This window comes from Nocardia sp. NPDC055165, from assembly GCF_053606985.1.
Genome location: NZ_JBSGSS010000011.1, coordinates 139,301 through 151,602 on the forward strand (window position 1 = coordinate 139,301; position 12,302 = coordinate 151,602).

11 protein-coding genes are annotated in these 12,302 nt (G+C 69.4%); 1 reads left to right on the forward strand and 10 read right to left on the reverse strand.

Annotation, left to right across the window (positions count from 1 at the left end; translation table 11 throughout):
* The first annotated feature begins 6 nt into the window (after positions 1–6).
* Positions 7–489 (forward strand): MarR family winged helix-turn-helix transcriptional regulator, encoded by a 483-nt coding sequence (locus tag ACWFRF_RS23105; protein WP_378992558.1) that lies wholly within the window; start codon positions 7–9, stop codon positions 487–489.
* A gap of 40 nt (positions 490–529) precedes the next feature.
* On the opposite strand, the gene ACWFRF_RS23110 is transcribed toward ACWFRF_RS23105, so the two are convergent.
* The 10 genes from ACWFRF_RS23110 to ACWFRF_RS23155 are packed head-to-tail and all read right to left on the reverse strand — an operon-like array spanning position 530 to position 12,296.
* The gene (locus ACWFRF_RS23110) at positions 530–1,678 is read right to left on the reverse strand and encodes an LLM class flavin-dependent oxidoreductase (RefSeq protein WP_379315306.1); all 1,149 of its coding nucleotides are present in this window, start codon (positions 1,676–1,678) and stop codon (positions 530–532) included.
* Positions 1,675–2,484: a DUF1684 domain-containing protein gene (locus tag ACWFRF_RS23115; RefSeq protein WP_452452181.1), complete on the reverse strand. Its 810-nt coding sequence runs from the start codon at positions 2,482–2,484 to the stop codon at positions 1,675–1,677. Before ACWFRF_RS23115 ends, ACWFRF_RS23110 begins: the two co-directional genes overlap by 4 nt.
* A complete protein-coding gene (locus ACWFRF_RS23120; protein WP_378660444.1) occupies positions 2,481–3,848 on the reverse strand; it encodes an NtaA/DmoA family FMN-dependent monooxygenase in 1,368 nt (455 codons plus the stop codon). Before ACWFRF_RS23120 ends, ACWFRF_RS23115 begins: the two co-directional genes overlap by 4 nt.
* Positions 3,845–4,972 carry an LLM class flavin-dependent oxidoreductase gene (locus ACWFRF_RS23125; protein ID WP_452452183.1) on the reverse strand — a complete coding sequence of 376 codons (1,128 nt, stop codon included), beginning with the start codon at positions 4,970–4,972 and terminating at the stop codon, positions 3,845–3,847. The genes ACWFRF_RS23120 and ACWFRF_RS23125 overlap by 4 nt, the downstream gene beginning before the upstream one ends.
* The gene (locus ACWFRF_RS23130) at positions 4,969–6,636 is read right to left on the reverse strand and encodes a dipeptide ABC transporter ATP-binding protein (protein WP_452452185.1); all 1,668 of its coding nucleotides are present in this window, start codon (positions 6,634–6,636) and stop codon (positions 4,969–4,971) included. The genes ACWFRF_RS23125 and ACWFRF_RS23130 overlap by 4 nt, the downstream gene beginning before the upstream one ends.
* Positions 6,633–7,568, reverse strand: a complete 936-nt coding sequence (locus ACWFRF_RS23135; protein ID WP_378992566.1) for an ABC transporter permease — start codon at positions 7,566–7,568, stop codon at positions 6,633–6,635. The genes ACWFRF_RS23130 and ACWFRF_RS23135 overlap by 4 nt, the downstream gene beginning before the upstream one ends.
* Entirely contained in the window at positions 7,528–8,652 is a 1,125-nt protein-coding gene (locus ACWFRF_RS23140) for an ABC transporter permease (RefSeq protein ID WP_378992568.1), read from the reverse strand. Before ACWFRF_RS23140 ends, ACWFRF_RS23135 begins: the two co-directional genes overlap by 41 nt.
* Before the next feature lies 1 nt (position 8,653).
* A complete protein-coding gene (locus tag ACWFRF_RS23145) occupies positions 8,654–10,273 on the reverse strand; it encodes an ABC transporter substrate-binding protein (protein WP_379312190.1) in 1,620 nt (539 codons plus the stop codon).
* Positions 10,270–11,340, reverse strand: a complete 1,071-nt coding sequence (locus tag ACWFRF_RS23150) for an LLM class flavin-dependent oxidoreductase (RefSeq protein WP_452452188.1) — start codon at positions 11,338–11,340, stop codon at positions 10,270–10,272. The genes ACWFRF_RS23145 and ACWFRF_RS23150 overlap by 4 nt, the downstream gene beginning before the upstream one ends.
* Positions 11,337–12,296 carry an ABC transporter substrate-binding protein gene (locus ACWFRF_RS23155; RefSeq protein ID WP_378992572.1) on the reverse strand — a complete coding sequence of 320 codons (960 nt, stop codon included), beginning with the start codon at positions 12,294–12,296 and terminating at the stop codon, positions 11,337–11,339. Before ACWFRF_RS23155 ends, ACWFRF_RS23150 begins: the two co-directional genes overlap by 4 nt.
* Between the last annotated feature and the right edge of the window lie 6 nt (positions 12,297–12,302).

The following is a 12,302-nucleotide window of genomic DNA, read 5'->3' on the forward strand; positions in this document are numbered from 1 at the left end:
GACGAGATGGTGGAGCAGACATCCGGCGATGTCGCGATGCGGCGGCAGCGGCTCGCCGCGGGGCTCATCGACTACGGCGCGAGCTTCACCGAACTGGGCCGCCGATTCGCGGAAACGCTCGGCGTGCACTCCACCGACGCCTTCGCGCTGATGGAGATCGCGGCCGCCGAACACGCCGAAGAACCGCTGTCTCCCGCGCTGCTGAGCAAACGGATCACCCTGACCTCGGGGGCGATGACCACCCTGCTCAACCGGCTGGAGCAGGCGGGATACATCACCCGCAGCCGCGAGCACACCGATCGCCGGGTCGTGACGTTGCGGTGCAGCGCGAACGCTCGACAGCTGGCCGACGAGTTCTTCCACCCGATCAACGCCGAGCAGGACGCGATCCTCGCCGAATACGAGCCTGCCCAGCTCGCGCAGTTCGAGCGGTTGCTCGAGCGATTGCGCACGGCGATGGACCCCGGACAGCCGAAGGGCGCCCCGTAGTCGAGTCGACGTTGCGGGGCGCCCGAGGGAGGTAGGCCGGTCAAGCCGCGCGGGCGGCTCGCAATCCCCACGCGTCGGCCAGCAGGCGGTGTGATTCGAGCCGGTCGGCGTGGTCGTGGGTGATGGTGGTGATGAGCAGTTCGTCTGCGCCGGTAACCCTTTGGAGGGCCTCGAGCCGCTCGACCACGGTGGTGGGCGAGCCGACGATCTGCGAGGCCAGGCGGTCGTCGACGAGGCGGAGTTGATCCGGAGTGAGCGGGGACGCTGTTGCGGGATCGGGGTATTCGGCCGCGCCGCCGCTGCGGATGCTGTGCACCCAATGTCCATACGTGCTCGCGAGGTGGCGGGCGGTGTCGTCGTCGGCCGCGGTGACCACGTCCGCCGAGACGATCACGTGCGGTTCGGCCAGCTGCGCCGACGGCCGGAACGCCGCCCGATACGCCTCGACCGCGTCCAGCGCGGACCCCGGCGCGACGTGGTAGGCGGCCGCGAACGGCAATCCCGACTTGCCCGCCAGCTCGGCGCTTTCGCCCGCCGAACTGCCGAACAGCCACAGCTCGGTGTCGATGCCCTCGCCGGGAACGGCGTGCAGCTCGACACCACCCGGGGTGAAGTAGCGGCCGTCGAGGAGCGCCTGCACCTCGGCCACCTGGTCGGCGAAGTCCAACGACTCCGCGCCGGGCTGCTGCAGCGCCTCGGCCGAGGCCAGGAACTTCGTGCGGTCGGTGACCCGGCGTGGATCGAACGGTGGCGGCACCACCACACCGTCACGCACCTCGGTCCGGCCGGTGACCGTGTCCACTATCGGGTGCCCGCCCTTGGTGGTCGTGGCCGCGGCGCCGAACTGGCTGCGCCGATGCCCCGACCGGCCCAGACCCAGATCGAGTCGTCCCGGGTACAGCGCGTCGACGGTGCCGAAGGCCTCCACGATCGAGGCGGAGGTGTGATGGCCCACCTGCACCGCGCCGGTCCCCACCCGGATACGCGAGGTCGCCGCGGCGACCAACCCGAGCAGCGTCAGCGACGACGAACTCGCCACCGACACGAAATGGTGTTCGGCCAGCCAGTATCGGCGATACCCCCACTGCTCGGCCTGCCGGGCGAGGTCGACGGTATTGCGCAGTGCCTGTGCGGCACTGGACCCTTCGCTGATCGGTGACAGATCGAGAATCGACAGCGGCACGCTCATAGCTTCGGATCCTGTTCTCCCGCTTCGATCGCCACGCGCAGCCGGTTCTCACGGGGGGCGACAGGGCAGGTGGCGAAGTCGGTGAACGCGCACGGCAGGTTCACCGCCCGGTTGAAGTCGAGGGTGACGGTGCCGTCGGCCTCGACCGCGCCGAGGGCGAGCGAGCGGGCGGCCGGGTAGGTGGTGACGCCGCTGGTGGCGTCGGTGAACAGCACCTTCAGGTCGTCGGGGGTGCCGAAGGCGAGCAGCGCCTCGTGGCTGTCGCCGATGCGGAACTCGATGATTCCCGCGGCGCTGTGGTGGTGCTCGAGCCCGTCGACCACGGCGCCGGTGGTGACGGTGCGTGCTTCCCCGAACGCGGTGAAACGCCCGGTCACCACCCAGCGCGGGTCGGCCGGGTAGGCCGCGACCCCCGTGAACGCGGTCAGTGTCGGCGTGGCCGGATCGTGCACCCGCACCGCGTACTGTCCGGAGCGCCGGATCACCTCGAGGACCCTCTCCTCGTTGAGCACGCTCACCCCCGGGGCGCCCTCCGCGGGCGTCACGATCTGCACGCCGCCGATCCGCTCGCCGTCGACATCGAGCCGGTCGGCGGGCTGCGCGGTGATGAACACCTTGTCGTCGGTGACCCACCAGGTGCCGGGGACGCCGTCCAGGCGGGCCGGGCTGTCGGTGAGCCAGTGCAACCCCGCCAGGCTGAGCCAGCCGAGGGGATCGCGCAGGCCGTCTTCGCGGGCGTGATGCCAGCGCGCCCAGTCGTCGGCGAATGTCGTGGTGGGGGTCGGGTTCTCGACGGTGATCGTCATGACGCGCGTGCTCCTTCGGCGACGGTGTGGTGGTGGGGGTGACGCAGACCGAGATGGTCGCGCAAGGTAGTGCCGGTGTATTCAGTGCGGAAGCTGCCGCGTTCCTGCAGTTCGGGGACCACGGTGTCGACGAATTCGTCGAGCCCGCCGGGTGTCAGGTGCGGGACGAGGATGAAACCGTCGGACGCGTCGGACTGCACGTACTGGTCGATCTGCTCGGCGACCTGGGCGGGTGTGCCGATGAACTGCTGGCGGGCGGTGACCTCGATGATGAGTTCGCGGATGCTGAGGTCGCCCGCCTCGGCCTGTTCACGCCACGCCTTCGCCACGGCCAGTGGATCTTTCGTGTGCCGGACCCGGCCCCGGGTGATCTCCGCGGCGGCGTCGGGCTCGACATCGGGCAGCGGGCCGTCGGGGTCGTATCCGGAAAGGTCACGGCCCCAGACCTGTTCGAGGAAGGCGATCGCGGTCTGCGGGCTCACCTGCTGGTAGCGGATGTCGCGGGCCCGTTCGTGCGCCTCGTCGGTGGTGTCGCCGAGGACGAACGTGGCCGCGGGCAGCACCAGCAGATCGCCGTGTGCGCGACCGTATTTCGCCAGCCGGCCCTTGACGTCGGCGTAGAACTTCTGGCCCGCCTCCAGGGTGCCGTGCCCGGTGAAGATCGCGTCGGCGGTCTTCGCGCCGAACTCGCGGCCTTCGTCGGAATCGCCCGCCTGCAACAGCACCGGATGCCCCTGCGGGCTCGGCGGGACGACGAACGGTGCCGCGAAGTCGAACTGTGAACTGCGGAACGCGGTGTCGGGAATGTCGCGGGCGAAGATCCCCCGCTCGCGATCGATCACCAGCGAGTCGGTGGGCCAGCTGTCCCACAGTGCCCTGGTCGCGGCGACCACCTGTTCGGCCCGCCGATACCGCTCACCGTGTTCGAGGTAACCACCGCGCCGGAAGTTCTCGCCGGTGAACGCGTCCGAGGAGGTGACCACATTCCACGCGGCCCGGCCGCCGGAGAGGTGATCGAGCGAGGCGAACTGCTTGGCGACCTCGAAGGGTTCGTTGTAGGTGCTGTTGATGGTGCCCGCCAGCCCGAGCCGCTCGGTCACCGCCGCCACCGCGTTGAGCACGGTGAAGGTATCCGGCCTGCCGACCACATCCAGGTCGTGGATCTGCCCGCGATGCTCGCGCAGCCGCAATCCCTCGGCCAGGAAGAAGAAGTCGAACAGGCCGCGTTCGGCGGTGCGCGCCAGATGCTCGAAGGACACGAAATCGACCTGCGATTTCGAGGCCGGATCGGCCCAGACGGTGGTGTTGTTGACGCCGGGGAAGTGCGCGGCGAGGTGGACTTGCTTGCGTGGTTTCGAGGTCACCGCGCTGCTCCTGTCGTGGCGTATCGGCTGAGTGGACGGGGGAGACCGAGGCGCTCACGCAGGGTCGCGGTGGTGGTGGTCGGCGCGAGCGCGGATCGATGGGTGGTGAGCTCGGCCAGCGAGGCGTGCAGGGCCAGCGGTCGCAGGACCACGCCGTCGACGGCGTCGGCGTGCGTGATCTCCGTGAGGAGATCGTCGAGCGCGGCGGCGGTACCGACGTGGTGGAATCCGAGCGGCGGGTGGTCCGCCGCCCAGCGATCGAGCTCGCGCACCTCGGCGAGTGCGGCGTCTGCCGAATCTGCCAGGTGCACAGGAAGATCCAGCAGGATCTGCACGGTGCCGGGATCGCGGCCCTGCGCGGCGATCGCCGCGCGCAAGGCCGCGCGATGCGCGGCGGCGGTCGCGAGATCGGGGGCGCTGACGCGGATGATGTCGGCTCGGCGGACGGCGACCTCGGTCGACTCGGGGGTGTCGGCGCGGACCGTGATGACGGGTTGGCCCTGCGGCGAGCGCGGGGTGATCGACGGGCCCTTGACCGAGAAGTTGTCGCCGGCGAAGTCGATGTAGTGCAGGCGGTCACGGTCGATGAACCGGCCGGTGGGTACGTCGCGGATCTCGGCGCCGTCCTCCCAGCTGTCCCACAACCGGGTCACAACCTCGATCGCCTCGTCGGCCTCGTGCCACAGCGACTTCGGATCTTGCACCTGCTTGCGCCCGAAGGCCTTCGCCTCGACCTCGGTGGTGGACACGGTCACCTCCCACCCCGCGCGGCCCAGGCTCGCGAAGTCGAGCGCGGTCACGGCCTTGGACGCGTGGAACGGTTCGGTGTGGGTGACCGGTACCTGCGGGATCAAGCCGATTCGGCTGGTCAGTGGGGCGGTGCGGGCGGCGATCGCGACGGCGTCGAGCCTGCCACGGGTCACGGCCGCGCCACCGGACTGGATGCCGAACGCGTCGGGCAGGAAGACGGCGTCGAACCCGAGCTGCTCGGCCGAGGAGATCACGGCGGTCCAGTAGCCGGCGGTGAACAGGTCTTCGGCGCCGGAATCGGTGCGCCGCCAGGACGCGGGATGCGTTCCGGTGCCTACCGTTTCGATGCCGAGGAACAGTCTGGGCTGGCTCATCGGGTGAGGTCCTTTCCGTCGAGGGGATCGATCCGGGTGCCCGGCGCGGGAATCGCCGCGAGCAGCTCCCTCGTGTACGGGTGCCGCGGATCGGTGAACAGGGTTGCGGTGGGCCCGGTTTCGACGACGCGACCGTGGCGCATCACCGCGACCCGGTCGCTGATCCGGCGCACCACGGCCAGGTCGTGGGAGATGAACAGGTAGCCGAGGGCGAGTTCGCGCTGGAGGGTGTCGAGCAGGTCGAGGATCTGCGCCTGCACCGAGGCGTCGAGCGCGGAGACCGGTTCGTCGAGCACCAGCAGGTCGGGGTGCAGGGCCAGCGCGCGGGCGATCGCCACGCGCTGTCGTTGCCCGCCCGACAGTTCCGCGGGCCTGCGTTTCGTGAAATCCGCCGGTAGCGCGACCTGTTCGAGCAGCTCGGCGACTCGTTTCGTCCGGTCGCCGATCCCATAGGCGCGCAGGGGTTCGGCGATGATGTCGGCGACCTCCCAGCGCGGATCCAGCGAGGAGTACGGGTTCTGGTACACCACCTGGAACCGTCGGCGCAGCGTGCGCAGGCGGTTTCGGCGGGCGCTGGTGAGGTCGTGGCCGTCGAAGGTGACCGTCCCGCTGTCGGCGTCGGTGAGTCGCAGAGCGATGCGCGCCGTCGTCGACTTGCCCGAACCGGATTCGCCGACCAGCGCGAGTGTTTCCCCACGATCGAGACTGAACTGCACATCGTCGACGGCGGTGATGGAGCCCGCTCCCGCGTGGAAGCGCTTGTGCAGGGCGTGAACCGACAGCAACGGTTTTTCCGCTCGGGGTCGCGGGGGCCGGAATTCGGTGGGCGACAGCGCGGGGGACGCGGCGAGCAGGCGCTGCGTGTACGGCTGTGCCGGGTGGTGCAGAACCTGTGCGGTAGTGCCGGATTCGACGACCTTGCCCTGCTCGAGCACCACCAGTCGATCGGCCCGTTCCGCGGCAACGGCCAGGTCGTGGGTGATCAGCAGGACGGCCGTCCCGCGGGCCGCGATCCGCTCGGCCAGCCGATCCAGCACCTGCCGCGCCACCGTCGCGTCGAGGGCGCTCGTCGGCTCGTCCGCGATGATCAGTTCCGGCCCGCACGCCAGCGCGATCGCGATCAGCACGCGCTGACGCTGCCCGCCGGACAGCTCGTGCGGATACTGCCGCGCCCGCAACTGCGGGCGATCCAGCCCGACCTCTTCCAGCAGGTCGAGGGCCTGGAGCGCCGCCCCGCGCCGGTCGGCCAGCCGATGCACCAGCAGCGCCTCGGCCACCTGATCGCCCACCCGCAACACCGGATTGAGCGACAGACCCGGATCCTGCGGCACGAATCCCACCCGCGCCCCGCGCAGCCGCCGCAGGGCCTTCTCGTCGTCCGGGTCGATCCGCTCACCGGCGAACTCGACCTTGCCCGCCACGATTCCCGCCGAATCCCCGAGCAGCCCGATCACCGCGTGCGCCAATGTCGATTTGCCCGACCCCGACTCGCCGACGAGGGCGACGACCTCTCCGCGCGCCACCTCGATCGACACGCCGCGCAGCGCGGACACCGACCCCGCGCCGGTCCGATATTCGATGTGCAGATCTTCCACCTGTAGCAACGGCTGGTCCGGCGTGGCCGAACTCCGCGTCGGGTGCGTTCCGTTCGTCTTGTCGCTCATCGTGTTTCGGTCCTTCCCACGAATCGACCCACACGCTGAGCCGACAACACCACGGCGATGATGACCAGGCCCGGCAGCGTCGTCAGCCACCAGGCGGAGGCGAGGAAGTTGCGGCCCTCCGAGATCAGCGAACCCCATTCGGGGGTGGGCGGTTTGGTGCCGTAGCCGAGGAAGCTCAGCGAGGACACGGCCAGCACCGCCATACCGAATTCGACCGCGGCCAAGGCCAGCACCGGCTGGAACGCATTGGGCAGCACGTGCCGAACGAGCACCGCGTACCAGCGCACGCCGGACGCGTGCGCGGCCTCGACATACGGCGCGTGCCGCACCCGCAGCACCTCCGAGCGCATCACCCTGGCGAAGTTCGCGATCAGCGAGACACCCACGGCGACAGCCACATTGCGGGTGCCGAAGCCGAGCGCGGTGACCAGGGCCAGCGCGAGCAGCAGCGACGGGATGGACAGCAGCACATCGACGACCCGCATGATCGCGGTGTCGACGATGCCGCCCGCGGCGCCCGACAGCAGCCCGAGTACCGACCCGACCACCAACGCGATCCCGACCGCGGTGAGCGTGGCGGTGAGCGAGAGCCCCGCACCGTGCACCATCCGCGTGTACAGGTCGCGTCCGAGATTGTCGGTGCCGAACCAGTGCGCCGCGCTGGGGGCCTGGAACTTGTCCGCGGGCACGCCGATCAGCGGATCGCCGGAGGCGAACACCGAGGGCGCCACCGCCCAGCCGACCGCGACGGCCAGCACCACGCCCGACACCACCAGGCCCAGGTGTGCGCGGGCCCATCGGGCAGTTCGGGCCACTCGGTGCACGCGCGCGACGCCGTGATCGGTCACCGATTCGGGCCGTGCGGTCGGCGCCGGTCGGCGCACGAGGATGTCAACCACGTTCACTCCGTTCGGTGTCGGTGTTCGAGCCATCCGATTCGCCGGATTTCCCAGCGACGGACACGGCGTCGGCGGGGGTGCCCGCGACCGGCACGCCACGAGCGCGACGTGTCCCGGTGATGCGCGGATCGAGCAGCGGATAGAGCAGGTCGACCGCCAGATTCACGCCGACGAAGATCAGCGCCGAGAGCAGCACCACGCCCTGGACCACGGGGATGTCCTGGTTGAGCACGGAGGTCTGGGTGAGCCGGCCGACGCCCGCGCGGGCGAACACCGACTCCACCACCACCGACCCGGCCAGCATCGTGCCGACCAGCACCCCCGCGATGGTGAACGCGGGCACGCTGGCCAACCGGGCGATATGACGACGCTGCACCCACCAGCGCGACGCGCCCTTGGCCAGCGCCACATCGGTGAACGGCTGACGCCAGGTCTGTTCCAGCCCGGCAGCGAGAACCTGGGCCAGCACCGCCCCGATCGGTAGCGCCAGCGTCAGCGCGGGCAGTAGCGTCCCGCGCAGCCCGGTCCCGCCGAAGGCGGGAAACCAGTGCAGCCGGAAGGAGAACAGCTGCAACAGGAGCAGACCGGTCCAGAAGGTCGGCACCGAAACGCCCAGCGGCGGTAGCGCACTCAAGGTATTGCGAAGCCACGGCCGCCGTGTGTAGGTGGCGGCGAACGCGAGGATCGTCCCGCCGACGATCGCGAAAAGCAGTGCGAGAGAAGCCAGTCCGAGCGTGGCCGGTAGAACGTCGCCGAGGGCTTCGGTCACCGGCTGACCGGTGTTGATGGAGCGCCCCAGATCACCGGTGACGGCATTGCCGAGTGCGGTCACGTACTGGTCCCACAGCGGCTTGTCCAGCCCGTAGCGAGCCTGCAACTCGGCGATCGCCGCCTGGTCCACCGGCGCACCGGTGCCCGCGCTGTCGGCCGCCATCGAGACCGGATCCGCGGGCAGCAGGTACAGCACCACGAAGGAGATCGTGAATGCCGCCCACAACACCCAGATCGCCTGTAGCAAACGAGAACCCACGTAGCGTGCGAAGTCCGCCCGGCCGTCCGCGCGCCGGATCTCGCTACCCGCGCCGTCGCGCCGCGGACTCCCGACCACCTCGCTCATCTCAGTGCCCGCTCAACCAGGTGTCGAAGAACTGCAGTCGCGCTGAGGCCTCGAATTTCAGATCCTGGGTGTGCGCGGCCGCTCCGATCGCCTGGGACAGCTCGATCGTCGGGACGTAGAGCCCGTTGTCGAGCACCTGCCGCTGCGCTGTCGCGAGCAGTTCCGCCCTGGCGGCCGGATCGTTCGTGGCGAGCTGCCGGTCGAGAGTTGTGTCGAGCTCGGGGATCGGGCCGCGTGCGTTGATATTGCGCCCGGCGAGCCCGAACGACGTGCGCAGGATATCGCCGTCGGCGCGGGTGGAGTTGCCGTAACCGGCGTCGACGTCTTTCGTGTTCTGCCTCGCGATGGCCTCCGGGGTGGAGACGAGATCGAGCTTCAGCTCCACGCCGATCTGGCGCAGTTGCTGCTGCACCAGCTCCAGAATCGCCTGGTTGCCCGCGAATACCTGGCTGAACGTCACCGCGAAGCTGAGTCGCTCGCCGTTCTTGGCCCGCACACCGTCCGCACCGAGCGTCCAGCCCGCCTGATCCAGGATCGACTTGGCCTTGGCCGGATCGTAGGCGAGCCGTGCCGACTGATCCAGGTACGCCGGGGTCGCTGATGCCAGGCTCGAGGTCGCCGGTTTGAACTGCGGACCGAGCACGGTCTCGACGAGCTGCTTGCGGTCGATCGCAGGAAGCAGTGCCTGCCGGACCGCCGGATCACGCAGCGGGCCGCGAGTCACGTTGAGCTGCAAGCCGAACGGAGTACCGGGGTTGGATGTCGACAGGATCCGCCCGCCGGTGGCCTCGATCTGCGGTGCGTCCTGGGGCAGTGCGTCGCTGACCGCGTCCAGCTGACCGGAGGCCAGGCTGCCGGTGCGCACACCCGACTCGGGTACCACGGTGAACTCGATCCGATCCAGGTACGCCTCGCCCTGGTGGCCGAAAACAGCGGAGCCCCAGTTGTAGCCCGCGCGTTTGGCCAGGGTCACCGAGGTGTCCTGCTTGTACGCGGCGTAGGTGAACGGGCCACTGCCGATGTTGTCACCAGCGCACCTGGCCTCGGCCGGTTTGGCATTGGTGGAGGTGGCCAGGATGCCGAGCTGCGGAGTCGAGGACGCCTGCAGGAACTGGGCGTTCGGCTGGCTGAACTCCACGCGGGCGGTGAGCTTGTCGACCGCCGTCGTGCCGACATAGCTGGTGAGGTAGCTCGCTCCCAGCTGTGCCTTCGCGGCACCGAGCTTCACGATCGCGTCGAACGTATCGCGCACCGAATCAGCGGTGAGCGCGGTGCCGTCGCTGAAAGTGACCCCATCGGCCAACTTGAAGGTGAACACCTTGGCGTCGGGACTGACCTCCCAGCTCTTGGCCAGCCACGGCGTGATCGCGCCGGTCTTCGGGTCCTGATCGGTCAGCGAGTCGACGATCTGGCGGGCCACATAGATGGTCTGGTTGGTGCCCGACTGCGCCGGATCCGAGCAGGTCGGAGCGCCGGACAGCCCGTAGCGCAACGTGCCGCCCGGCTGCGGCGGACCGGCTTGAGCACCGGAGCCTGCGGTGTCGCTGCCACAGGCGACCACCGTGGTGACGGCGGCCAGTGCGCCGACGGCGGCGGCGATGCGATGACGAGGACGGATCACGAGACAACTCCAGAGAATTGGCGGCCAGCGGCCAGGGGACGACTCGGAATGCGGCGGCGCAGCTCGGGCGCCACCTCGGCCTGGAACAGTTCGAGACTGCCCAGGTACTCGGATTCGGTGCGGCCGTCACGTTCGGCGGACAGGTGGATCACCTCGTGCCCGAACTGTTCGTGATAGCGGCCGACCTTGTCGATCACCTGCTCCGGGCTGCCGACCAGCGCCGACGAGCGGGTGACGAAGTCTTCGACGGTCTCGAACACGACCGGATTGCCGACCTTGCGCTGCAGCGAGGTCCGCGCCTCGAACAGCGGGCGGAACACCGCGACGGCCTCCTGCGAGGTCCGCGCCACATGGAAGCCCGCGGTGCCCGCGCCGACCAGCGCATCGGCTGGGTCGTGACCGTAGTGCGCCCACCGCTCGCGATAGTGGCGGATCAGCGCGGCGTACGGCTCGATCGGATTGGTGACGTTCGCCGAGAACACCGGATCACCGTGGCGCGCGGCCAGTTCCACCGACTCCAGGCTCGTCGCACTCCCGTGCCAGATCCGCACCCGCGGCTGCAGCGGCCGGGGCAACGCCTTGGCGGCGGCGAGCGAGGGTCGGAACTGTCCCGACCACGTCACTTCCTCGCTGTCCCACAGCGCCCGGAACAGCTCGTACCCTTCCCGATTGCGCTCCCACTGATCCTCGGTGGTGACGTGATAGAGCTGCGCCTGCGCCGCGCCGTTGCCCTTGCCGATGATCAGCTCGAGCCGGCCCTCGGACAGGTTGTCGAGGGTGGAATAGTCCTCGAACGCGCGCACCGGATCGAGCAGGCTCAAGGTGGTGACCGCGGTGAACAGGCTGATTCGCGAGGTGAGGGCCGCGATATGGCTCAACACCACCGGGGGAGCGGCCGACAGGAACGGATCCTCGTGCCGCTCACCGACCGCGAACCCGTCGTAGCCGAGTTCCTCGGCGCGCCTGGCCTGTTCGACCACCTCGTGCAGGCGATCGCGCGTCGTCGGGACCACGCCGGTGACCGGATCGGGCACCCGCGTGATCAGCGTCATCAGTAGGAACTTCATGCGGCGGGCTTCTTCGGCAGACCGGGCGGGTTGATCCGCGACTCGGTGACCTTCTCCGAATTCAGGCCCCAGCGATCGAGGATCTTCTGGTAGCTGCCGTCGGCGATCGCGTGCTGCAGCGCCTTGTGGATCGGGCCGATCAGGCCGTTGTCCTTCTTGGTGAGCGCCGCGATCTCGCCCTGCAGCTGCTCACCCGCGCCGGAGAAGGTGGCGATGATCTTGCCGTCGCTGGTGGCGGAGTGATAGACGGCCGCGGGGTTCGGGCCGATGTAGCCGTCGATGCGCTTGGAGGCCAGCGCGAGGTAGTAGTCGGTGCTCTGCTGGTAGTAGGCGATGTCGACCGGGGGCAGGCCCTCGGCGACATTCTTCTCGTTCCAGCTCACCAGCAGCTGTTCCTGATTGGTGCCCGCGCCGATCCCGATCCGCTTGCCCGCCAGGCTCTTGCGGTCGGTGTAGGTCAGCGTGCTGTCCTTCGGGACCTCGAGGGCGACGGTGTCGGTGCGGTAGGTGGCGAAGTCGTACTTCTCCTTGCGCTCCTCGGTGACGGTCACGTTCGAGATGAACGCGTCCACCTCACCGGAATCCACCCGCACGAAGTTCTGCGACCAGTCGGCCACCTGGATGTCGAGCTTCAGGCCCAGGATGTCGGCCACCAGGGTGGCGAAGTCGACCTCGGAGCCGATGACGGTCCGGTCGTCGGTGGCGTAGAACCGCAGCGGCGGCACGGAACCGGCGGGACCGGTCACCACCAGCGTGCCGCGGTCGCGGATGGCCTTGGGCACCTCGGCGGCGATCGCGTCGACCTTGGCGGCGCGCACCCTGCCCTCCTGGGCGGGAGACAGGTCGTAGGTGATCGCACCGGCCTGCACGGTGTCGGCGGCCTCGGGCTCGGCGGTGCAGCCTGCCGTCAACAGCGTGGCCGCCGCGACGATGCCGATCAGAGTGGAGAGCTTCATCAGTGT